The organism is Streptomyces sp. WAC04114 (assembly GCF_019733245.1).
GTDB lineage: Bacteria > Actinomycetota > Actinomycetes > Streptomycetales > Streptomycetaceae > Streptomyces > Streptomyces massasporeus_A.
Genome location: NZ_JAIGQA010000030.1, coordinates 1 through 23,614, shown reverse-complemented (window position 1 = coordinate 23,614; position 23,614 = coordinate 1). Strand labels below are relative to the sequence as shown.

The window sequence follows — 23,614 nt, the reverse complement described above, 5'->3', positions numbered from 1 at the left end:
GGGAACGACGGTCCGCACCGACAACCTGTGCCTGCACCCGGGACGGGCCCCGCCCGCCGGACGTCGCCATGTCCCGTGGGTGAGCCACATTCCCGCTCCCGGGGGGCCGTAACCCCGGGGCGGGACATGCCGTTGGAAACTGCCTCCCGGCCGGGCCGTGATCGTGTCCCGCGGCCGCGCCGGACTGTCGGTGCTCGCCAGTAGGGTGTGAGACATGGCCGACCCCTCCAGCTACCGCCCCAAACCGGGTGAGATCCCCGACTCGCCGGGGGTCTACAGGTTCCGTGACGAGCACCGCCGGGTGATCTACGTCGGAAAGGCGAAAAGCCTGCGCCAGCGCCTGGCGAACTACTTCCAGGACCTGGCGGGCCTGCACCCGCGCACCCGCTCCATGGTCACCACGGCGGCGTCCGTGGAGTGGACGGTGGTGTCCACGGAGGTCGAGGCACTCCAGCTGGAGTACTCGTGGATCAAGGAGTACGACCCCCGGTTCAACGTCAAGTACCGCGACGACAAGAGCTACCCGTATCTCGCGGTGACGATGAACGAGGAGTACCCACGCGTGCAGGTGATGCGCGGTCACAAGAAGAAGGGCGTCCGCTACTTCGGGCCGTACGCGCACGCGTGGGCGATCCGCGACACCGTCGACCTGCTGCTGCGCGTCTTCCCGGTGCGCACCTGCTCGGCCGGCGTGTTCAAGAACGCGGCCCGTACCGGCCGCCCCTGCCTCCTCGGCTACATCGGCAAGTGCTCGGCCCCCTGCGTGGACCGGGTCTCCGCCGAGGAGCACCGCGAACTGGCCGAGGAATTCTGCGACTTCATGACCGGCCGGACGAACACCTACATCCGCCGTCTGGAGAAGCAGATGGCGGAAGCGGCCGACGAGATGGAGTACGAGCGGGCGGCCCGGCTGCGCGACGACATCGGGGCCCTGAAGAAGGCCATGGAGAAGAACGCGGTCGTGCTCGCCGACGCGACCGACGCCGACCTGATCGCGGTCGCCGAGGACGAGCTGGAGGCGGCCGTCCAGATCTTCCACGTGCGCGGCGGACGCGTCCGGGGCCAGCGCGGCTGGGTCACCGACAAGGTGGAGGAGATCACCACCGGCGCTCTCGTCGAGCACGCCCTGCAGCAGCTGTACGGGGAGGAGACGGGCGACGCCGTCCCCAAGGAGGTCCTGGTCCCGGCCCTGCCCGATCCCGTCGAGCCGGTCCAGGAGTGGCTCGCCGGGCGGCGCGGCTCCGGCGTCTCCCTGCGCATCCCGCAGCGCGGCGACAAGAAGGCCCTCATGGAGACCGTGGAGCGCAACGCCCAGCAGGCGCTCGTGCTGCACAAGACCAAGCGCGCCTCCGACCTGACCACGCGCTCGCGCGCACTGGAGGAGATCGCCGACGCCCTCGACCTGGACAGCGCCCCGCTCAGGGTCGAGTGCTACGACATCTCCCACCTCCAGGGTGACGACGTCGTGGCCTCCATGGTCGTCTTCGAGGACGGCCTCGCCCGCAAGAGCGAGTACCGCCGCTTCCAGATCAAGGGTTTCGCCGGGCAGGACGACGTCCGCTCCATGCACGAGGTGATCACCCGCCGCTTCCGCCGCTATCTCGCCGAGAAGGAGAAGACGGGGGAGTGGACCGACGGCGAGGACGCCGAGACCCCCGAGAGCGCCGAGACCCCCGAGATGGACAGGAACGGCGAGATCGTCGCGACCGGCCCCACCGAGGACGACGGCCGTCCCAAGAAGTTCGCCTACCCGCCCCAGCTCGTGGTCGTCGACGGCGGCGCCCCGCAGGTCGCGGCCGCCCGGCGCGCCCTGGACGAGCTGGGCATCGACGACATCGCCGTGTGCGGCCTCGCCAAGCGCCTGGAAGAGGTCTGGCTGCCCGGCGACGACGACCCGGTGATCCTGCCCCGCACCAGCGAAGGCCTGTACCTGCTCCAGCGCGTCCGTGACGAGGCCCACAGGTTCGCGATCACCTACCAGCGCGCGAAGCGGTCCAAGCGCTTCCGCTCCAGCCCCCTGGACGACGTCCCCGGCCTCGGGGAGACGCGCAAGCAGGCACTTCTGAAGCACTTCGGTTCGTTGAAGAAACTGCGATCCGCCACGATCGACCAGATCTGCGAGGTCCCCGGCATAGGCCGCAAGACGGCCGAGACGATCGCGGTGGCCCTCGCCCGCTCGGCCCCGGCCGCACCCGCCGTCAACACGGCGACTGGAGAGATCATGGAAGAGGAACCGGGCACCATGGGTTCCAGTGGGGAGCCCGTGGCAACGGGCACCCCGGACGAACGACGGGGGCAGGAGACATGAATGTGAACGAGCACCACGGGCAACAAGAGCAAGCCGGAGACGGAGCACAGGTGAGTACGGGCACGCCCAACGACAAGGCCCAGGTCCCGGACGCGGCCATCCCCGAGCTGGTGATCATCTCCGGCATGTCCGGGGCGGGCCGCTCGACGGCCGCGAAGTGCCTGGAGGACCTCGGCTGGTTCGTCGTGGACAACCTGCCGCCCGCGCTGATCCCCACCATGGTGGAGCTCGGCGCCCGCTCCCAGGGCAATGTGGCGCGGATCGCCGTCGTCGTCGACGTCCGCGGCCGCCGCTTCTTCGACAACCTCCGCGAGTCCCTCGCCGACCTGGAGGCGAAGAACGTCACACGGCGGATCGTCTTCCTGGAGTCCTCCGACGAGGCCCTGGTCCGCCGCTTCGAGTCGGTGCGCCGCCCGCACCCCCTGCAGGGCGACGGCCGTATCGTCGACGGCATCGCCGCCGAGCGCGAGCTGCTGCGCGAGCTGCGCGGCGACGCCGACCTGGTGATCGACACCTCCAGCCTCAACGTGCACGAGCTGCGCGCCAAGATGGACGCCCAGTTCGCCGGCGAGGAGGAGCCGGAGCTGCGGGCCACGGTCATGTCGTTCGGCTACAAGTACGGCCTGCCGGTCGACGCCGACCTCGTCGTCGACTGCCGCTTCCTGCCGAACCCGCACTGGGTCCCGGAGCTGCGCCCGTACACCGGCCTCAACGACGAGGTGTCCGGGTACGTCTTCAACCAGCCCGGCGCCAAGGAGTTCCTGGACCGCTACACGGAGCTCCTCCAGCTCGTCGCAACCGGCTACCGCCGCGAGGGCAAGCGCTACGTGACCATCGCCGTGGGCTGCACGGGCGGCAAGCACCGCTCGGTCGCCATGTCGGAGAAGCTCGCCGTCCGGCTCGCCGCCGAGGGCGTGGAGACGGTGGTCGTACACCGGGACATGGGACGCGAATGACACCACGTACACCGCGGCTGAGCCGGCTGCGCCGGGTGGTGCCCGAAGGCAACGGCGGGAAGGGCGCGTCCGGCGGCAAGGGTGGCCGGCCCGCCGAGGCCCGGGGCGGCAAGCCGCGCCGCCGGGGGACCCAGCCCAAGGTCGTCGCCCTCGGCGGCGGCATGGGCCTGTCCGCCTCGCTCGCCGCGCTGCGCCGGATCACCGGCGACCTCACCGCCGTCGTCACCGTGGCCGACGACGGCGGCTCCAGCGGCCGGCTGCGCGACGAGCTGGGCGTGCTGCCGCCCGGCGACCTGCGCAAGGCGCTGGCCGCCCTGTGCGGTGACGACGACTGGGGCCAGACCTGGGCCCGGGTCATCCAGCACCGCTTCCAGTCCCAGGGCGATCTGCACGAACACGCGGTCGGCAACCTGCTGATCGTCGCCCTCTGGGAGCAGCTCGGCGACCACGTGCAGGCCCTCGACCTGGTCGGACGCCTGCTCGGCGCCCAGGGCCGCGTGCTGCCCATGTCCGCCGTGCCGCTGGAGCTGCAGGCCCTGGTCAAGGGGCACGACCCGGAGCGCCCGGAGGAGGTCGGCACGGTCCGCGGCCAGGCGACCGTCGCCCTCACCCCGGGTGAGGTGCAGTCCGTGCACCTCGTGCCGAACGACCCGCCGGCCGTGCCCGAGGCGGTCGAGGCCGTCCTGGACGCGGACTGGGTGGTCCTCGGCCCCGGATCCTGGTTCTCCTCGGTCATCCCGCACCTGCTGGTGCCCGAGCTGCTGGACGCACTCACGCAGACGAAGGCCCGCCGGGTACTCTCCCTGAACCTCGCGCCGCAGCCCGGAGAAACCGAGGGCTTCTCCCCGCAGCGTCATTTGGAGGTTTTGGGACGACACGCCCCTAAACTCGCCCTGGACGTGGTGCTGGCCGACGAGGCCGCCGTGCCCGACCGTGACTCCCTGACCGATGCCGCCAAGCGGTTCGGGGCCGCGGTCGAGCTGGCGCCGGTGGCCAGACCCGACGGAACCCCGAGGCACGACCCGGAGCTGTTGGCCGCCGCGTACGACCGTATTTTTCGGATGCATGGAAGGATCGGCCCATGGCGATGACGGCAGCGGTGAAGGATGAGATCTCCCGGCTCCCCGTCACCCGGACCTGCTGCAGAAAGGCGGAGGTCTCCGCCATTCTGCGGTTCGCCGGCGGCCTTCACCTGGTGAGCGGTCGGATCGTGATCGAGGCGGAGCTGGACACCGCGATGGCGGCCCGCCGTCTCAAGCGGGACATCCTGGAGATCTTCGGCCACAGCTCCGAGCTGATCGTGATGGCTCCGGGCGGGCTGCGAAGAGGCTCGCGCTACGTGGTGCGCGTGGTGGCGGGCGGCGACCAGCTCGCCCGCCAGACCGGCCTGGTCGACGGGCGGGGCCGCCCGATCCGCGGCCTGCCCCCGCAGGTGGTCTCGGGGGCCACCTGCGACGCCGAGGCCGCCTGGCGTGGCGCGTTCCTGGCGCACGGCTCGCTCACCGAGCCCGGCCGCTCCTCCTCCCTGGAGGTGACCTGCCCGGGCCCCGAGGCGGCGCTCGCCCTGGTCGGCGCCGCCCGCCGGCTGTCGATCGCCGCGAAGGCCCGCGAGGTGCGCGGCGTGGACCGGGTCGTCGTCCGCGACGGTGACGCGATCGGTGCCCTGCTGACCCGCCTCGGCGCGCACGAGTCGGTGCTTGCCTGGGAGGAGCGCCGGATGCGCCGCGAGGTGCGCGCCACGGCCAACCGGCTCGCCAACTTCGACGACGCCAACCTGCGCCGCTCGGCCCGCGCGGCCGTCGCCGCCGGTGCCCGGGTGCAGCGCGCCCTGGAGATCCTCGCCGACGACGTGCCCGAGCACCTCGCCGCGGCCGGCCGGCTGCGCATGGAGCACAAGCAGGCCTCCCTGGAGGAGCTGGGCGCGCTCGCCGACCCGCCGCTGACCAAGGACGCGGTCGCCGGCCGGATCCGTCGCCTGCTGGCCATGGCCGACAAGCGCGCCTCCGACCTCGGCATCCCGGGCACGGAAGCCAACCTCAGCGACGAACTGGCCGACAATCTGGTCGGCTGATCCCACACGACGTCAAGAAGCCGGTGCCGGCGCCCACTTGGGTGACAGGCACCGGCTTTTGCGTGTCGCTGAGGCACCCTTGACTCGATCATGGTCTGTCATGAGCCTGGCATCTGTTCGCTGCTGTGGCGGACCCACGCAAGGGGGGTTCATGAGACGAAGAGCGAGATCGATCCTCGCTGTCGGCGCGCTCCTGATCGGCGGAGCGAGCTTCGCACCCATCGCCCAGGCACAACCGGGGAGTTCCACCCCGTCCGACCCGGACGAAGTCAAGGTCTTCCGCGCCGAGGTCACCCAGAAGCAGGTACCCCTGCTGCTGGCGGCCGGCCAGGACGGCCACGAACTGAGCGAGCGGGTGCCCGAGAAGGGCACCGCCACCGTCGAGGTCTACCTGACGGACCAGCAGGCGAAGAAGCTGGAGAAGCAGGGCGTCGGCCTCACCGAGCACGAACTGTCCACCCGGGCCGAGGCCCGCGTCGAGGACGCCGCCGAGGGCGTGTTCCGCCCGTACAGCGGCAAGGGGGGCCTGCGGGAGGAACTCCTGCGCACCGCCCAGGAGAACCCGGACCTCACCAAGGTCGTCTCCATCGGAAAGACCGTCAAGGGCCAGGACATCCTCGCGCTGAAGCTCACCAAGGGCGCGAAGAGGACGAAGGACGGCTCCAGGCCCTCCGTCCTCTACATGTCCAACCAGCACGCGCGCGAGTGGATCACGCCGGAGATGACCCGGCGCCTGATGCACCACTACCTGGACAACTACAAGAAGGACCGACGCGTCAAGAAGGTCGTCGACTCCACCGAACTGTGGTTCCTGCTGTCGGCCAACCCCGACGGCTACGACTTCACCTTCGCCGACCCCGCCAACCGCCAGTGGCGCAAGAACCTGCGGGACGTCAACGGCGACGGCACCATCACCACCGGCGACGGCGTCGACCTCAACCGCAACTTCGCCTACAAGTGGGGCTACGACGACGAGGGCTCGTCCCCCAACCCCACCAGCCAGACCTACCGCGGCGCGGGCCCGAACTCCGAGCCGGAGACCCAGGCCCTGGACGCCTTCCAGAAGCGGATCGGCTTCACGTACGGCATCAACTACCACTCCGCCGCCGAACTCCTCCTCTACGGGGTCGGCTGGCAGGTGGCCACGCACACTCCCGACGACGTCCTGTACGAGGCGCTCGCCGGCACGCCGGAGAACTCCGCGATCCCGGGCTACCACCCGCAACTCTCCTCCGAGCTGTACACCACCAACGGTGAGGCCGACGGTCACGCGGCGAACGTCAACGGCCTGGCGATGTTCACCCCCGAGATGTCGACCTGCCAGACCGCCTCGGACCTCGACCCGAACGACGAGTGGAAGGCGTCCGACTGCCAGTCGGTATTCACCTTCCCGGACGACGAGAAGCTGATCCAGCAGGAGTTCGCCAAGAACGTCCCGTTCGCGCTCTCCGTCGCCGAGTCCGCCGCACACCCCGACCGGCCGTCCTCGTCGGTCGGCCTGAGCGCCGCCGACTTCACCCCGGCCGCGTTCGGCACGTCGTACTCCCGCGGCGCCGACCAGGAGGTCTCCGTCGTCGCCCGGAAGTCGGTGCGCGACAAGGAGCTCAAGTACCGCGTCAACGGCGGCCGCACCCTGGACATGGCGCTCAAGCCCTGGAAGGGCGGCGAGACCTACGGCGGCGAGGACAACCTCTACTTCGACGAGTACCGGGCGAAGGTCAAGGACGGCGAGCCGGGCGACAAGGTCGAGGTGTGGTTCACCGGCGAGGCGAAGAACGGCAAGAAGCTCTCCAGCCAGCGCTTCACCTACACCGTCGCCGAGCGGCCCCGGGCGAACACCCTCGTCGTCGCCGAGGAGGGCGCGGCCGCCACGCAGGCGCAGACCTACGTGGACGCGCTCAAGGCGAGCGGCCGCAAGGCGATCGTCTGGGACGTCGCCCAGCAGGGCGCGCCGGACGCGCTCGGCGTGCTGAGCCACTTCGACACCGTCGTCCACTACACGGGCGCGAGCGTCCCGGGCGTCGCCACCCAGCTCCAGCTGCGGGCCTTCCTCAACGAGGGCGGCCGGCTGATCGAGGCCGGCGAGCAGGCCGGCGGCAACGTCGATCTCGGCGGCGGCGCGCTGTCGAACGACTTCAGCCAGTACTACCTGGGCGCGTACACCCGCACCGCCACCCCCGGGGCCACCGGCTTCACCGGCTCCGGCGAGCTGGGCGGCGTCACCGGCCCGCTGGGCGCGGCCCCCGGCAACCCGCTGGACAAGGCCGGCACCTACAGCGTCACCTCCGACGAACTGGGGACCGGCGAGTTCCCGCAGTTCGCGAGCAAGGGCGCCGGGCAGTTCGCCGGCACGGTCAATCCGTACGGCCCGTTCGCGGGCTCCGCGATGGCCGCCGCCGTCCACACCGACGACGCCTACAAGCGCCTCACCCGCACCGTGGACCTCACGGGTACCCCCGCGGCCGAGAGGCCGGCCCTGCGCACCCAGCTGCTCTGGGACACCGAGGCCGGTTACGACCACGCCATCGTCGAGGCCCGCACCACGGGCGCCGACGACTGGACGACCCTTCCCGAAGCGGGCGGCGCCACCAAGAGCGCGGTGCCGACGGAGTGCGAGGGCGGGTTCTACGTCAACGAACATCCCTGGCTGAAGCACTACCTGACCGTGGCGGACGACGGCTGCACCGCGACCGGCACCACCGGCACGTGGAACAGCCTCACCGGCTCTTCCAACGGCTGGCAGCAGGTCGACTTCGACCTGAGCGCCTACGCCGGCAAGACGGTCGAGATCTCGATCAGCTACGTCACCGACCCGGGCAGCGGCGGGCACGGCGTCCTCGCCGACGACGCCTCGCTCGTCGTGGGCGGCACGGCCAAGGAGACCGAGGGGTTCGAGACCTCGCTCGGCGCCTGGAAGGTCGCCGGACCGCCCGAGGGCAGCCCGGCCGTCCTCAAGGACTGGGCCCGCACCGGCGCCCTGTTCCAGACGTACGGCGCGGTCACCACGGACGACACCGTGCTGCTGGGCTTCGGCCTGGAGCACGTCACCACACCTGCCGCCCGGACGGCACTGATGAGGAAGGCGCTCGCCTCCCTCGACGGGTGATGTCCCAGGTCAACGGGACACACCATGGGTAGCCAGTTCGAGTGACCCTGCTCTCGGCGGTGGGCGGTCCGTACCCCTACTGGCGGGTACGGACCGCCCTGCCGTGTATGGGGCATCTGGATGTCACCACCGGAGCTCCAGGGAGGTAGGGTCGTAGGCGGTCGGGGACATCCCAAACAGAGCTCGCCGGCACTTCATGGCCGGCGTACCAACGAGGAGATCGGTTCGTGACGATCCGCGTAGGCATCAACGGCTTCGGCCGCATCGGTCGTAACTACTTCCGCGCGCTCCTGGAGCAGGGTGCAGACATCGAGATCGTGGCTGTCAACGACCTGGGTGACACCGCGACCACCGCTCACCTGCTGAAGTACGACACGATCCTGGGCCGCCTCAAGCAGGAGGTCACCCACACCGCCGACACGATCACCGTCGACGGCAAGACGATCAAGGTCCTGGCCGAGCGCAACCCCGCCGACATTCCGTGGGGCGAGCTGGGCGTCGACATCGTCATCGAGTCGACCGGCATCTTCACCAAGAAGGCCGACGCCGAGAAGCACATCGCCGGTGGCGCGAAGAAGGTCCTCATCTCGGCTCCGGCCAAGGACGAGGACGTCACCATCGTGATGGGCGTCAATCAGGACAAGTACGACCCGGCGAACCACCACGTCATCTCCAACGCCTCCTGCACCACCAACTGTGTGGCGCCGATGGCGAAGGTCCTCGACGAGAACTTCGGCATCGTCAAGGGCCTGATGACGACGGTGCACGCGTACACCAACGACCAGCGCATCCTGGACTTCCCGCACAAGGACCTGCGTCGCGCGCGTGCCGCCGCCGAGAACATCATTCCGACCACCACGGGTGCCGCCAAGGCCACCGCGCTGGTCCTGCCGCAGCTCAAGGGCAAGCTGGACGGCATCGCCATGCGCGTCCCGGTCCCGACCGGCTCGGTCACCGACCTGGTTCTCGAGCTGTCCCGCGAGGTCACCAAGGAAGAGGTCAACGCCGCCTTCCAGAAGGCCGCGGAGGGCGAGCTCAAGGGCATCCTCGAGTACACCGAGGACCCGATCGTCTCCTCCGACATCGTGAACGCCCCGGCGTCCTGCACCTTCGACTCCTCCCTGACCATGGTCCAGGAAGGCAAGAGCGTGAAGGTCATCGGCTGGTACGACAACGAGTGGGGCTACTCCAACCGCCTCGTGGACCTTACGGTCTTCGTCGGCAACCAGCTCTGATCAACCCAGCAGGCACGTCCATGTGAGAGCAGGGCTCGGGCGGCGCGAGGACGCGCCGTCCGAGCCCTGACTCACGTACAGATCAGAGCTGTTCGATCACGAGCGCTTACGAGCGATCACGAGCTCTTTCAGGAGTCCCTTCATGAAGACGATCGACGAACTCCTCACCGAAGGGGTCGCGGGCAAGCGGGTCTTCGTCCGCGCCGATCTGAACGTGCCGCTGGACGGCACGCGCATCACCGACGACGGCCGTATCCGCGCCGTGCTGCCCACGGTCAAGGCTCTCGCCGACGCGGGCGCCCGGGTCGTCGTCGCCTCCCACCTGGGCCGCCCCAAGGGCGCCCCGGACCCGGCCTTCTCCCTCGCCCCGGCCGCCGCGCGGCTCGGTGAACTCCTCGGGTCGGACGTGGCCTTCGCGACCGACACGGTCGGCGACTCCGCCCGGACCACCGTCGCCGGCCTCGCCGACGGCCAGGTCGCGGTCGTGGAGAACCTGCGCTTCAACGCCGGCGAGACGAGCAAGGACGACGCCGAGCGCGGCGCCTTCGCCGACCAGCTCGCCGCCCTCGCGGACGTCTACGTCGGCGACGGCTTCGGCGCCGTGCACCGCAAGCACGCCTCGGTCTTCGACCTCCCGGCCCGCCTGCCGCACTACGCCGGTTACCTCATCGCCACCGAGGTCGGCGTCCTGAAGAAGCTCACCGACGACGTCAAGCGGCCCTACGCCGTCGTCCTGGGCGGCGCCAAGGTGTCCGACAAGCTCGCCGTCATCGACCAGCTGCTCGGCAAAGCCGACCGGCTGCTCATCGGCGGCGGCATGGTCTTCACCTTCCTCAAGGCCAAGGGCCACGAGATCGGCTCGTCCCTGGTCCAGGAGGACCAGCTCCCGGTCGTCCGGGAGTACATCGAGCGCGCCGAGAAGAACGGCGTCGAGCTGGTCCTGCCGGTGGACGTCGTGGTCGCGCCGGAGTTCCCGGACCTCAAGACCAAGGCCCCTGCCCGTCCCAGCACCGTAGCCGCGGACGCCATGCCGGCCGGGCAGATGGGCCTGGACATCGGCCCGGAGTCCCGCAAGCTGTACGCATCGAAGATCGTCGACGCCGCCACCGTCTTCTGGAACGGCCCCATGGGCGTCTTCGAGCACCCCGATTTCGCCGAGGGCACCAAGGCGGTCGCCCAGGCCCTCCTCGACTCCCAGGCCTTCACGGTGGTCGGCGGTGGCGACTCCGCCGCGGCCGTCCGCATCCTGGGCTTCGACGAGAACGCATTCGGCCACATCTCGACCGGTGGTGGCGCCTCCCTCGAATACCTCGAGGGCAAGACGCTCCCCGGCCTCGCCGCACTGGAGGACTGACCCTTTATGAGCACGCGCACGCCGCTGATGGCGGGCAACTGGAAGATGAACCTCAACCACCTCGAGGCCATCGCGCACGTCCAGAAGCTCGCCTTCGCCCTGGCCGACAAGGACTACGAGGCCGTCGAGGTCGCCGTCCTGCCGCCCTTCACCGCCCTGCGCTCCGTGCAGACCCTGGTCGACGGCGACAAGCTCAAGATCAAGTACGGCGCCCAGGACGTCTCGGCGCACGACAGCGGTGCCTACACCGGTGAGATCTCCGGCTCCATGCTGGCCAAGCTGAAGTGCACGTACGTCGCCGTCGGCCACAGCGAGCGCCGGCAGTACCACGCCGAGACCGACGAGCTGGTGAACGCCAAGGTCAAGGCCGCCTACAAGCACGGCCTGACCCCGATCCTGTGCGTCGGCGAGGAACTGGAGGTCCGCGAGGCGGGCAACCACGTCTCCCACACCCTCGCCCAGGTCGAGGGCGGTCTGAAGGACCTTCCCGCCGAGCATGCCGAGACCGTCGTGATCGCCTACGAGCCCGTCTGGGCCATCGGCACCGGCAAGGTCTGCGGCGCCGAGGACGCCCAGGAGGTCTGCGCGGCGATCCGCGGCAAGATCGCCGAGCTGTACTCGCAGGACCTGGCCGAGAAGGTCCGCATCCAGTACGGCGGCTCGGTCAAGGCGGGCAACGTCGCGGAGATCATGGCCCAGGCCGACATCGACGGCGCCCTGGTCGGCGGCGCCTCGCTGGACGCCGACGAGTTCGTCAAGATCGTGCGCTTCCGCGACCAGTGAGTATGCGCTAGCGGCGATCCGTCGTACCCTTGCGGGGTCCAGCTCTGTGCTGGGCCCCGCGTCGTCCATCCGAATCCGAGGAAGTTGGTCCAGCCGTGGTTTTGGGGTTCTCGATCGCCCTGATCGTCTTCAGCCTGCTGCTGATGCTGCTGGTGCTGATGCACAAGGGGAAGGGCGGCGGCCTCTCCGACATGTTCGGCGGCGGCATGCAGTCCTCCGTCGGCGGCTCCTCGGTCGCCGAGCGCAACCTCGACCGGATCACCGTCGTGATCGGTCTGGCGTGGTTCGCGTGCATTGTCGTGCTCGGCATTCTGATGAAGGTGAACAACTGACCGGGCCGCAATCCGCACGGAACTCGTACGTAAGGCCCCATGTTCGGTACGCGCAGCTGAGCGCGGCCTATCATGGGGCTTGCGTCTAGGTGTGAGGGTTGTAACTCCAATCACTGGACGCGCGTTGGGCCTTACGTAGACTGAGGCGCTCGCAGCGAAGCGGAACGCCGAATCGCTTCGCGGCACCATCACGCAGGGAGTTACGACCGTGGCAAGTGGCAACGCGATCCGGGGAAGCCGGGTCGGGGCGGGGCCGATGGGCGAGGCCGAGCGCGGCGAGTCCGCGCCGCGGCTGCGCATCTCCTTCTGGTGCTCCAACGGACACGAGACCCAGCCGAGCTTCGCCAGCGACGCGCAGGTGCCCGATACCTGGGACTGTCCCCGCTGCGGCTTTCCGGCAGGCCAGGACCGGGACAACCCCCCGGACCCGCCGCGCACCGAGCCCTACAAGACGCACCTGGCGTACGTGCGCGAGCGGCGCAGCGACGCGGACGGCGAGGCGATCCTCGCCGAGGCGCTCGCCAAACTGCGGGGCGAGATCTAGAAGTCGAGACCGGCCGGGCACCCACAGGTGCCCGGCCGGAACTGCTCTCGCGGACCGATTGTCAGTGGTGCCCTCTACGGTTTGTGCATCGGACGAACCATGAGGGGGAGCGGTGGCGACGGTCGGGGTGGGGAGTGTCCGCGCGCCCGCGTGGCGCGGGGGGTTCGGGCGGTTGTGGAGCGCCGCCGTCCTGTCCAGCTTCGGTGACGCCCTGCGGACGGCGGCACTGCCCCTGCTGGCCGTCACACTGACCGACGATCCGCTGCTCATCGCCTCCGTCACGGCCTGCGGTTATCTGCCGTGGATCGTCTTCGGCCTGCTCGGCGGGGCCGTCGCCGACCGGGTCGACCAGCGGCGGGCCATGTGGATGGTGGACGCCCTGCGCGGGCTGCTGGTCGCCGCCTTCGCGGTGGCCGTCGCCCTCGGCCACGCCTCGATCGCCCTGCTGATCGTGCTGGCCTTCGTGCTGACCACCCTCCAGACGCTCTTCGACAACGCGGCCACCGCGCTGCTGCCCTCCCTGGTCGACCGGGACGCGCTGGGCAGTGCCAACGCCCGGCTGCTGACCGGCCAGCGCATCGCCGGCGGCCTGCTGGGCGGACCGGTCGTGCCGTTGCTGCTGGCTGCCGGGGTGGCGATGCCGTTCGCGGCGGACGCGGTGACCTTCCTGGTGGCAGCCGCGCTCATCGCCACACTGCCGGCCGCGGTGCCGGACCGTGAGCCGCGGCCGGCGGGCAGCACCCTGCGACGGGAGATCGCCGAGGGACTGCGCGTCCTGACCCGCGACAAGGCCCTGCGCGGACTGTGCACCGCCACCGCCCTGTGCAACATCGGCATGGGCGCCCTCATCGCCACCCTCGTGATCCTGGTGACCGGCAGGCTCGATGCGGGCAACACCGGATACGCGGTCGCGACGACCGCGTACACGGTCGGCAGCCTGGCCGGGGGAGCGGTGGGCGGTCGGCTGGTCGCCCGCTTCGGACGGATGCGCCTGGTGCTCGTCGCCGGGACGGCGCAGACGGGCGCCCTCCTCGTCATGGGCTCGGTGCACAGCATGGTCGCGCTGGTGGCCGCCCTGGCCCTCTTCGGGTTCATGGGGATGGTGTGGAACGTCAACACCACGACGCTGATGCAGCAGCGCAGCCCCGCCGAGCTGCTGGGCCGCGTGAGCTCCGCGTTCCGGACGCTCGCGGTCGCGGGCGCACCCCTGGGCGCGCTGCTGGGCGGAGCCGTCGCAGGCGCCTGGGGGGAGAACACCCCGGCGCTGCTCGCGGCCGCCTTCTTCCTCTTGTCCGTCACCGCGCTGATACCCGCGCGCCGATCGGACGTACCTGTTGTTGCACCGGACGACGGCGCCACGACAGCCCACGGCAACCGCTGATCAATTAGGTTGGACCGGCAGCGGGGCAGCTACGCAGCAGCACAGGCAGGCAAGGAAGAAGGCTGAAGTCCCAGATGAACGCAGACGGCCGTACCAGGCTCAATCAGACGCCCGAGTGGACGGCACTGGCCAAGCACCGTGAGGAGCTGGGTGAAGTCCGGCTGCGCGAGCTGTTCGCCGCCGACTCCGGCCGCGGCTCCGCGTACACCCTCCGGGTCGGCGACCTGTACGTCGACTACTCCAAGCACCTCGTCACCGACGACACTCTGCGGCTGCTGCGCGAACTGGCCGCCGCCACCGACGTCTTCGGGCTCCGGGACGCCATGTTCCGCGGCGAGAAGATCAACACCACCGAGGACCGGGCCGTGCTGCACACCGCGCTGCGCGCCCCGCGGGACGCGGTGATCGAGGTCGACGGTGAGAACGTGGTGCCGGACGTGCACGCCGTGCTCGACAAGATGGCCGCCTTCGCGGACCGGGTGCGTTCGGGCGAGTGGACCGGCCACACCGGCAAGCGGATCCGGAACATCGTCAACGTCGGCATCGGCGGCTCCGACCTCGGCCCCGCGATGGCGTACGAAGCCCTGCGGGCCTTCACCGACCGCTCGCTGACGGTGCGTTTCGTGTCGAACGTGGACGGCGCCGACCTGCACGAGGCGGTCCGGGACCTGGACCCGGCGGAGACGCTGTTCGTCATCGCCTCCAAGACCTTCACCACCATCGAGACGGTCACCAACGCCACGTCCGCGCGTTCCTGGCTGCTGGACGCCCTCGCTGGGGGCACCTCCCGCTCGAGCGAAGTCGAGAGTGGGGGAGAGGCGGCGGTCGCCAAGCATTTCGTCGCGCTGTCGACGAACGCGGAGAAGGTCGCCGACTTCGGCATCGACGTCGACAACATGTTCGAGTTCTGGGACTGGGTCGGCGGCCGCTACTCGTACGACTCCGCGATCGGCCTGTCCCTGATGATCGCCATCGGCCCGGACCGCTTCCGGGAGATGCTCGACGGTTTCCGCATCGTCGACGAGCACTTCAGGACCGCGCCCGCCGAGTCCAACGTGCCGCTGCTGCTGGGCCTGCTGGGCATCTGGTACGGCAACTTCCACGACGCCCAGTCGCATGCGGTGCTGCCCTACAGCCACTACCTGTCCAAGTTCACCGCCTACCTCCAGCAGCTCGACATGGAGTCCAACGGCAAGTCGGTGGACCGCGAAGGTAAGCCGGTGGAGTGGCAGACCGGGCCGGTGGTGTGGGGCACGCCGGGCACCAACGGGCAGCACGCCTACTACCAGTTGATCCACCAGGGCACCAAACTCATCCCGGCGGACTTCATCGGCTTCGCGCGGCCGGTCGCCGAGCTGAGCGACGAACTGAAGGCGCAGCACGACCTGCTGATGGCCAACTTCTTCGCGCAGACGCAGGCGCTCGCGTTCGGCAAGACGCCCGAGGAGGTGCGGGCCGAGGGCGTGCCCGAGGAACTGGTGCCGCACAAGACGTTCCAGGGCAACCACCCGACGACCACGATCCTCGCGCCCGAGCTGACGCCCTCCGTCCTCGGTCAGCTGGTCGCCCTCTACGAGCACAAGGTGTTCGTGCAGGGCGCGGTGTGGAACATCGACTCCTTCGACCAGTGGGGCGTCGAGCTCGGCAAGGTGCTCGCCAGGCGCGTCGAGCCCGCGCTGACCGAGGGCGCCGAGGTGGAGGGCCTGGACGCCTCCACCAAGGCGCTGGTCGCCACGTACCGGGAGCTGCGCGGCCGGTAGTCACGGGCGCCGGACGGGCGTCGGACGGGCGCCGAGGGAGGCGGGCGGCAGCGCGCCGTCCGCTTCCCGTAGACTCCCGGGCGATCATCACGGCGAGTGCTCGGGGGAGCGCAAAGTGGCACGCACACGCGGAAGTTGGACCGGCGGCACGCTGACGGGCCGGTCCCTGCTCAAGCCTCAGGACGTGGCGCGGGCGGTGTTCCACCCCGCCTGGATCCCGCAGCCGCTCGACCCGTCAGTGGAGCGACTGAAGCGGGCCCGTGTCATCGCCGGGGCGGTCACCTCGCTCGGTGTCTACACCTTCGTCGAGGGCGGTTTCGACCTCACGGAGCTGCTGGAGAACGCGATGACGGCCTCGGTCGTCCTGCTCTTCCTCACCCCGCTCACCGTCGGGGCGATGCTCTGGGTGTGGCGGCGTGGCGGCACGGTGCGGCAGCTGCGGACGCCGCTGCTCAGGTCCCTCGCGCTGCTGGTGCTGTTCGTCGGCTGCGTGGCCGCCGTGCTGCTGCTGGTGCGCACGGTGAACGCGTCCGCGAACGTCGCCGTGATCATCGGGTTCGGCATGACGATGCTGTGGCTGCTGGCCTTCACTGCCGCCGGAGCCGTGCGGGTTTCGGGCAACTTCTTCGGCACGGCCGCCGTCCACCGCTGTCTGCCGCCGCTGCTCGCCATGGTGACCAGCTGGCTGGTGGCCGTCCCGGACCTGGTGACCGGTGATCTGCACGGGCTCAGCCTCACCCTCGGCATCGTCTTCATCCTGGGCGCGCCGGTGACGGTCACCGCCATCGCGCTGCTGGAGATGCGGCGGTTGAAGCGGCGGTACGGAATCCGGCTGAACGCCCATCCCGCGACTCACCCTCCCGTGCCCGGGCCGGTCCCGCCGATGCCCCCGGCGGGATCGCTGTACCCCCTGCCGCAGGGGAACCCGTACGGTCATCCCTACGCGCCGAGTGGCCAGCACCCCTACGCCCCGCACCCGCAGCCGCCGTACAACCCGCAGTACCCGTACGGAGGCTGACCTCCGGGCGGTACCGGCGTCAGGCCACCGCGCTCAGGGTGTCCGCGAGGCGCCTTCGGGCCGCCCGGGCCGCGGGGACGGCGGCCAGCGCGGCGGCGCAGAGCACCGCTGCCGCCCCGAGCAGCACCATCAGGATCGCGGAAGGGCCCGTGGCGATACCCGCGCCGATGCCGCTGGACCGGCCCTGGGCGTCGATCAGCCACCGGGCGAGCGGCAGGCCCAGGGCGGTGGCGGCGAGGACGGCCGCCAAGGCCGTGAGGCCGGTGGCCGTGACGGTGATCGCCGTGATCTGCCGTGGGGACAGCCCGATGGCCTTCAGGGCCAGCAGGTCCCGCTCGCTCTCGCGGACGGTGCCGCCGATCGCGGTCAGCAGCTCGATGAGCCCGATGAGGGCGAGCACGGCGATCAGCCCGGCGACGACCGCGCGCAGCGGCGAGAGCCCGTCGGCCGGGTTGGTCACCGTGTGCACGTCGAGATGGCCGCTGCCGGCCTTCGCGAGCCGGTCGGCGACCTCGCGCGGGTCCGCGCCGGGGGCCAGACGGAGTTCGTAGACCGTCGGGCGGAGATCCGGGTCGTTCTCGCGGAGGGTGTCCAGGGACGTCGAGATGACCCGGCCGGCGTTCTCCGGCTCGATGCTGCGGCCCACGATGTGCAGGACCTGCGGCTGGTCGCCGACGGTCATCCGGACCCAGTCGCCGACGCGCACGTTCAGCAGGTCGAGGAACCCCTGCCCGGCCACGGCCTCGTCGGCGCCGCCGGCGGGGCGGCCCTCGGCGAGGGTGTACGGGTAGGGGTCCTGGTGGGTGCCGAGGCCGCGCAGCGCGATCGTCGCCGTCTGGCTCGCTCCCAGGGCCGCCGTCTCGACGCCGGGATAGGCGGCGGCGACCTCGGGGTCGCGTTCCAGGAGGGAACGGGTCTGCTGTTCGCTCAGGCCGGAGTCGCCGGCGCGGACGCTGAGCGTGGTGGGCAGGCCGATCCGCTCGGGCTCGCTGTGGAAGCGGTCGAGGGTGGTCCAGGCGCTCATCGCCACGACGATCAGCAGCAGCGGCAGCGTGAGGCGGGCGACGGTGGCCAGGGACCGGGGGCGGCGGGTGAATGCCTTGTGCCAGCCCAGCACCAGCGCGGGCGGCATCCGCACGCCGAGGGCCCGGCGCGCCACGCCGGACAGCCGTCCGCCCGAGGGCGCGGCGGGGCGCGGCACCGGCACCGGCGGCACGCGTCCGGCCCGCCAGGCGGCGAGCCCGGTGGTCGCGCCGATGAACAGCACCGCGGCGGCCGGGACCACGAGCAGCGCCACGGTGTGCCCGGGCAGCCCCTGCCACACCCCGACCGCGTCGCCGAGCCGCCCCGGGATCCGGCTTCCCAGGGCCTCGGCGAGACCGGCGGCGGCCAGGGCACCGAGCAGGGCGTAGGCGAGGTGCTGGAGCAGGAAGATCCGGACCACCTGGCCGGGGGTGAAGCCGATGGCCTTCAGGACGGAGAGGTCCCGCAGGTGGCCGCGGATGCGGGTGCCGATCGCCCCGTGCACGGCGAACCCGGCCGCGACCAGCGCGCCCAGCCCGAACAGGCCCAGTACCTGGCCGAGCAGCCGGTTGTCGCCCTGCGCCTCGGCGCGTGCCTGCTGCCAGGTGGAGACCTCGCCGATCGCCCCGGAGCCCAGTACGGTCACGGCGCGCTGGATGACGTAGGAGGTGTCGCCCGGATCCGTCAGCCGCAGCCCGATCACCTGGCCGCCGGGGTCCGGCACCGCCGACGGCAGTGCCCACACCAGGCCCGGCTGCTCACCGGGCCGGTAGCGCGGCTCGGCGCTGTCGGCGAGGCCCACGACGGTCAGCTCGCGGGCGGTGCCGGGCACGGTGAGGGTGTCGCCGGGCTCGGTCAGCAGGGCGCGGGCGAGGCGGCTCTCCAGGACCACGCCGTTCGGGGTCGAGGGGTCCAGCCAGTGACCGGAGACGATCGGCGGACGGTCGCCGGAGGGCCGTTCCGGGGTGCCGCGCAGCTCCACGGCGGCGCGGCTGCCGCGTGCGGAGACGGTGGCGGCGGCGGTCGGGTAGGGCCCGGTGACGGAGTCCACGCCGGCCAGATCGGCCAGCTTCCCGGTGTCGGCCGCCTTGTCGGTGTGCAGCCACACGTGGGCGCCGTGCGACTGCGTGAACACACGCTGCCAGGGGTTGGTCGCGTAGCCGAACAGGGCCGTGGCCAGCAGCAGCGAGGCCACGATGCCCGCGGTGGCCAGGACGAGGAACAGGGCCTCGCCGCGGTGCGTGCGCAGATCGGAGTGCGCCCAGCGCAGGGTGGCTCGCACGGGCCTCAGCCCCTCGGCCCGGACGCCGGGCGGTGGTCGTGGACCCGCATGTCAGTCCTTGAGTTCCAGCACACCGGATATGCCGGCCCGGCGCGGCGGGGTGGTACCGCCGTCGAGTGCCGCGTCGTCGGCGATCCGGCCGTCGAAGAAGCTGATCACCCGGTCCGCGGCGCTGGCCAGCCGGGCGTCGTGCGTGACCAGCACGATCGTCTGGCCGCGCTGGTGGAAGCGGGACAGCAGCCGCATCACCTCGCGGGTGCCCTTGCTGTCGAGGCTGCCGGCCGGCTCGTCGGCCAGCAGCAGCGGCGGGTGGTTGACCAGGGCCCGGGCCAGCGCGACGCGCTGCTGCTCGCCGCCGGACAGCTCGCCCGGCATGCTGCGTTCCTTGCCCGTCAGTCCCAGCTCGGCCAGCAGCGCCTCGCGCTCGGCGCGCGCCTGCTTGGGCGGGGTCCCGGCGAGCAGGGCGGGCAGCTCCACGTTGTCGGCGACGGACAGGTTGGAGACGAGGTTGAAGAACTGGAAGACGATCCCGATCCGCTTCCTGCGCTCCACCGCCCACCGGGCCTCGCTGTATGTGTCGGTGGACTCGCCGTCGAGCCACAGGTGGCCCGCGTCGGGCCGCTGGAGCCCGCCGAGCAGATGCAGCAGCGTCGACTTGCCGGCGCCGGACGGGCCGGTGATCGCCACGAACTCGCCCTGCCGTACGCACAGGTCGACCCCGCGCACGGCGTGCGCCGGGGCACCCTCGCCGTGGTGGGTCTTCACCAGCCCCTCGGCGCGCAGCACAGGAGCGGGACGGTTGTCGCTCACTCCAGCTCCTCCAGCTCTTCCTGGCACCGTTCCAGCCAGTCGAGGTCGGCCTGCAGGTGCAGCATCGCGCCCTCGATCAGCAGATGGGCGATGCGGTTGTCGCGGTCTTCGGCGGCGGCCAGCTTCGACATCTGCCGCATGGTGTTCAGGTACTGGCGCCGCTGCTGGTTGATCAGCGTGATCTGCTCGGCGAGGCCGGTCTGCGGAGCGAGCGCCAGCTTCATGAAGAACTCGTCCCGTACCCGCGGCTCGTCCTCGGGCTCCTCGAACCAGGCGCGCAGCGCCTCCCGCCCGGCGTCGGTGAGGTGGTAGACCTTTTTGTTGGGCCGGCTGGACTGCGTTACGTCCTCGCCCTCGATCAGTCCCGACTTCTCGAGGCGGCCGAGGGTCACATAGATCTGGCCGACGTTCGGCTGAGGGTACGCGGAGCCCAGCAGTTGCTCAAGGTCCTGCTTGAGCTCGTAGCCGTGGGCGGGTCCGCGGGCGAGGAGAGCCAGGAGGGGCAGGCGCACGCGTGCAGTCCTCCTGTCTGGTCCAATGTGCTCCAGGCCCTAGTATCGCCCATACCTAACAGGTATACATGGCCTCTGATTCCGGGCAAGGGTGCCCAGCGCCGGTGTACAGGGAGGAACCTATGCGGTGGATCCATGCCGCGGGTAGGGGCCTCCTCGTTCTCGTCGTGGTCCTGACCGGCTACGTCGCCGCCGGAGCCCGGGCGGGCGAGCCCTCCGGGAGCGACCGCGGCCCCCTCACCCTGGCCACCGCCGGAGACCTCACCGGCTACCTCGGCCCCCTGCTCGAAGGCTGGAATCGTACTCACCCCGGCGAGAAGGTCACCCTCGTCGAGCTGCCGGACTCGGCCGACGAGACCCAGGCCCAGATGGTCACCGACCTGCGCGACGGCGACCGCAGCCGGTTCGACGTGCTCAACATCGACGTCAACTGGACCTCGGAGTTCGCGGCGGCGGGCTGGATCAGACCGCTGCCCCGGGACCGTTTCCCCCTGCAGACCTTCCTCCAGCCGGTCGTGGACACGGCGACCTACGACGGGCAGCTCTACGCCGTCCCGTACGTCACCAACGCCGGCCTGCTCCTGTACCGCAAGGACGTCCTGGCCGAGGAGGGCGTGGCGCCGCCGCGCACCTGGGCGGAGCTGGAGCGGTACGCGAGGACCATCGCTCCGAAGCACGGCCTCGACGGCTACGCCGGACAGTTCCTGCCCTACGAGGGCCTCACGGTGAACGCCGCCGAGGCCGTCTACTCGGCGGGCGGCTCGATCCTCGGCGACGAGGGCGAGCGCGTCACCGTCGATTCGGCGGCGGCTCGCGAGGGCATCGGATTCCTGGCGCGCGGAGTGCGCGACGGCTGGATCCCCAGGGAAGCGCTGACCTACAAGGAAGAAGAGTCCAAACAGGCCTTCCAGGACGGCCGGCTGCTCTTCCTGCGGAACTGGCCCTACGCCTACGTCGGCGCCTCCGCCCCCGGTTCGAAGATCGCCGGGAAGGTCGGCGCGGTCCCCCTGCCCGGGCCCGACGGTCCGGGGACCAGCGTCCTCGGCGGCTCCAACCTGGCCGTCAGCGCGCACGCGCGGCACCCGGACTCGGCGGCCCGCCTGATCGCGTACCTCACCAGTGAGCGCGTCCAGCGCCAGGTACTCACCCGCGGCGCGCTGCCGCCCGTGCGGGCCGATCTCTACCAGGACCCCGCGCTCATCCGCAGGTTCCCCTACCTGCCGACGCTGCGGACGAGCGTCCTCGCGGCCGAGCCGCGCCCCAAGAGCCCGCGCTACGACCAGGTCAGCCTCGTCGTGCAGGCGGTCGTGCACGACGCGATGGCCGGGCACCAGACGCCCGCCGCCGCCATGCGCCGGCTGGCGCGCGAGCTCGCCGCCATCTCGCGCCGCTAGCCGCCCCCGCGTCGCTCGCCCATCGAGCTCCTACTTACTTGTTAGGTAACGCGGACGTCTCGAATCACTGACTATCGCACCGGTATGTCCGGATTCAGCCACCTCAACCGCTCGGTAGCTTCTGCCATTTCATTGACACCCTCTCGACACGCCTACTTAACATGCATGCATAACCGCTGCCCTCCTCAGAGACAGGTCGATGGGTTGAACAGGCACCACTGGTGGCGTGACGCAGTGATCTATCAGGTGTACGTCCGCAGCTTCCTCGACAGCACCGGCGACGGCATCGGCGACCTCGCCGGCGTCCGGGCCGGACTGCCGTACCTCAAGAAGCTCGGCGTCGACGGGATCTGGCTGAGCCCCTTCTATCCCTCGCCGCAGCACGACCACGGCTACGACGTGGCCGACTACTGCGACGTCGACCCGCTCTTCGGTGACCTCGACGAGTTCGACCAGCTGGTCGGGGCCGCGCGCCGGCTGGGCATCAAGGTGCTGCTCGACATCGTCCCGAACCACTGCTCCAGCGAGCACCCCTGGTTCCGTGAGGCGCTCGCAGCGGCTCCCGGCAGCCCGGCCCGGGCCCGCTTCCACTTCGCCGACGGCCGCGGCCCCGACGGCTCCGAGCCGCCCAACAACTGGCACGCCATGTTCGGCGGGCCGGCGTGGAGCCGGGTGACCGAGGCGGACGGACGCCCCGGCCAGTGGTACCTGCACATGTTCACACCCGAGCAGCCCGACTGGAACTGGCGCGAGCCGGAGGTCGCGGCCGAGTTCGACCGGGTGCTGCGCTTCTGGCTGGACCGGGGCGTCGACGGCTTCCGCATCGACGTCGCCGCCGGCCTCTACAAGCACCCCGAGCTGCCCGACTCCGACGACCCGGAGGCCGACGCCCGCACCCGCGACTCGGTCAACCCGCTCGCCTGGAACCAGCCCGAGGTGCACGACGTGTGGCGCCGCTGGCGCTCCATATGCGAGGAGTACACCGAGCGCGACGGCGGCGAACGCCTCCTCGTCGGCGAGGTGTCCGTGCCGACCGCCCGCGAGCACGCGCAGTACGTCCGCTCCGACGAACTGCACCAGGCCTTCTTCTTCGACCTGCTGAGCGCCTCCTGGGACGCGGATGCCTTCCGGAAGGTCATCTCGGAGGCCATGCAGGACATCGCCGGGACCGGCTCCACCGTCACCTGGGTCCTCAACAACCACGACCAGGTCCGCACCGTCACCCGCTACGGCGAACCCGCCACCGAGGGCAGCGGCCTCGGCGCCGCCCGTGCCCGAGCCGCCGCGCTGCTCCTGCTGGCCCTGCCCGGTGCCGCGTACATCTATCAGGGCGAGGAGCTGGGGCTGCCGGAGGTCGTGGACCTGCCCGACGACGTGCTCACCGACCCGATCTTCCGCCGCACCGGCAGCCGGGCCCGGATCCGCGACGGCTGCCGGGTCCCGCTGCCCTGGTCGGGCCAGGCCTCGCCGTTCGGCTTCACCCCGGGCGTGGAGAGCGCCAAGCCGTGGCTGCCGCAGCCGGAGTACTTCGCCGAGTACGCCACCGACCGCGCCCTCGCCGACACCCGCTCCTTCTGGCACCTGTACCGCGACGGCCTCCAACTGCGCGGCACCCTGCCCCAGCTGGGCGAGGGAACCCTGCGCTGGCTGGACGCCTCGCCCGGCGTCCTGGCCTTCGAACGCGGCGACCTGGTGTGCGCCGTCAACTTCGGCACGGCCCCCACCCCCGCGCCGGTCCCCGGCAC

The 23,614-nt window shown here is 70.9% G+C and carries 18 protein-coding genes; 15 read left to right on the top strand and 3 right to left on the bottom strand.

Annotation, left to right across the window (positions count from 1 at the left end; genetic code table 11):
* The first annotated feature begins 214 nt into the window (after window positions 1-214).
* The 13 genes from uvrC to K4G64_RS11320 all read left to right on the top strand — a co-directional run bounded on the left by uvrC (window position 215) and on the right by K4G64_RS11320 (window position 16,848).
* Window positions 215-2,308: an excinuclease ABC subunit UvrC gene (gene uvrC / locus K4G64_RS11380; protein ID WP_221755905.1), complete on the top strand. Its 2,094-nt coding sequence runs from the start codon at window positions 215-217 to the stop codon at window positions 2,306-2,308.
* On the top strand, window positions 2,305-3,264 hold the full coding sequence (gene rapZ / locus K4G64_RS11375; RefSeq protein ID WP_221755904.1) for an RNase adapter RapZ: 960 nt from the start codon (window positions 2,305-2,307) through the stop codon (window positions 3,262-3,264). The genes uvrC and rapZ overlap by 4 nt, the downstream gene beginning before the upstream one ends.
* On the top strand, window positions 3,261-4,355 hold the full coding sequence (gene yvcK / locus K4G64_RS11370) for a uridine diphosphate-N-acetylglucosamine-binding protein YvcK (RefSeq protein ID WP_221755903.1): 1,095 nt from the start codon (window positions 3,261-3,263) through the stop codon (window positions 4,353-4,355). The genes rapZ and yvcK overlap by 4 nt, the downstream gene beginning before the upstream one ends.
* Entirely contained in the window at window positions 4,346-5,335 is a 990-nt protein-coding gene (whiA, locus tag K4G64_RS11365; protein ID WP_031143855.1) for a DNA-binding protein WhiA, read from the top strand. Before yvcK ends, whiA begins: the two co-directional genes overlap by 10 nt.
* Before the next feature lie 151 nt (window positions 5,336-5,486).
* Window positions 5,487-8,441, top strand: coding sequence for a M14 family metallopeptidase (locus K4G64_RS11360; RefSeq protein WP_221755902.1), 2,955 nt, complete (start codon window positions 5,487-5,489; stop codon window positions 8,439-8,441).
* 227 nt (window positions 8,442-8,668) lie between these two features.
* The gene (gap, locus tag K4G64_RS11355; protein WP_031108480.1) at window positions 8,669-9,676 is read left to right on the top strand and encodes a type I glyceraldehyde-3-phosphate dehydrogenase; all 1,008 of its coding nucleotides are present in this window, start codon (window positions 8,669-8,671) and stop codon (window positions 9,674-9,676) included.
* 142 nt (window positions 9,677-9,818) lie between these two features.
* On the top strand, window positions 9,819-11,030 hold the full coding sequence (gene pgk / locus K4G64_RS11350) for a phosphoglycerate kinase (RefSeq protein ID WP_221755901.1): 1,212 nt from the start codon (window positions 9,819-9,821) through the stop codon (window positions 11,028-11,030).
* 6 nt (window positions 11,031-11,036) lie between these two features.
* A complete protein-coding gene (tpiA, locus tag K4G64_RS11345; protein WP_221755900.1) occupies window positions 11,037-11,813 on the top strand; it encodes a triose-phosphate isomerase in 777 nt (258 codons plus the stop codon).
* Window positions 11,814-11,908: 95 nt separating this feature from the next.
* On the top strand, window positions 11,909-12,145 hold the full coding sequence (gene secG, locus K4G64_RS11340) for a preprotein translocase subunit SecG (protein ID WP_190897893.1): 237 nt from the start codon (window positions 11,909-11,911) through the stop codon (window positions 12,143-12,145).
* A gap of 208 nt (window positions 12,146-12,353) precedes the next feature.
* A complete protein-coding gene (locus tag K4G64_RS11335; protein ID WP_003957010.1) occupies window positions 12,354-12,689 on the top strand; it encodes an RNA polymerase-binding protein RbpA in 336 nt (111 codons plus the stop codon).
* A 112-nt stretch (window positions 12,690-12,801) separates the two neighbouring features.
* Entirely contained in the window at window positions 12,802-14,070 is a 1,269-nt protein-coding gene (locus K4G64_RS11330; RefSeq protein WP_221755899.1) for an MFS transporter, read from the top strand.
* 74 nt (window positions 14,071-14,144) lie between these two features.
* Window positions 14,145-15,830, top strand: coding sequence for a glucose-6-phosphate isomerase (pgi, locus tag K4G64_RS11325; protein ID WP_221755898.1), 1,686 nt, complete (start codon window positions 14,145-14,147; stop codon window positions 15,828-15,830).
* 115 nt (window positions 15,831-15,945) lie between these two features.
* Window positions 15,946-16,848 carry a hypothetical protein gene (locus K4G64_RS11320; protein ID WP_221755897.1) on the top strand — a complete coding sequence of 301 codons (903 nt, stop codon included), beginning with the start codon at window positions 15,946-15,948 and terminating at the stop codon, window positions 16,846-16,848.
* Window positions 16,849-16,867: 19 nt separating this feature from the next.
* Here the strand turns inward: K4G64_RS11320 and K4G64_RS11315 are convergent, their stop codons facing one another.
* From K4G64_RS11315 to K4G64_RS11305, 3 genes are read right to left on the bottom strand one after another with little or no spacing between them, the layout of a single operon-like run.
* Window positions 16,868-19,153 (bottom strand): FtsX-like permease family protein, encoded by a 2,286-nt coding sequence (locus K4G64_RS11315; RefSeq protein ID WP_221755896.1) that lies wholly within the window; start codon window positions 19,151-19,153, stop codon window positions 16,868-16,870.
* A 51-nt stretch (window positions 19,154-19,204) separates the two neighbouring features.
* Window positions 19,205-19,963 carry an ABC transporter ATP-binding protein gene (locus K4G64_RS11310; protein WP_221755895.1) on the bottom strand — a complete coding sequence of 253 codons (759 nt, stop codon included), beginning with the start codon at window positions 19,961-19,963 and terminating at the stop codon, window positions 19,205-19,207.
* Window positions 19,960-20,475 (bottom strand): PadR family transcriptional regulator, encoded by a 516-nt coding sequence (locus K4G64_RS11305; RefSeq protein ID WP_031107410.1) that lies wholly within the window; start codon window positions 20,473-20,475, stop codon window positions 19,960-19,962. Before K4G64_RS11305 ends, K4G64_RS11310 begins: the two co-directional genes overlap by 4 nt.
* A gap of 122 nt (window positions 20,476-20,597) precedes the next feature.
* Between K4G64_RS11305 and K4G64_RS11300 the strand changes: the two genes are divergently transcribed.
* Both K4G64_RS11300 and K4G64_RS11295 read left to right on the top strand, forming a co-directional pair.
* Window positions 20,598-21,869 carry an ABC transporter substrate-binding protein gene (locus tag K4G64_RS11300; RefSeq protein WP_221755894.1) on the top strand — a complete coding sequence of 424 codons (1,272 nt, stop codon included), beginning with the start codon at window positions 20,598-20,600 and terminating at the stop codon, window positions 21,867-21,869.
* Between the two features lie 165 nt (window positions 21,870-22,034).
* The coding region (locus tag K4G64_RS11295; protein ID WP_221755893.1) for a glycoside hydrolase family 13 protein at window positions 22,035-23,614 on the top strand (1,580 nt) is incomplete at its 3' end.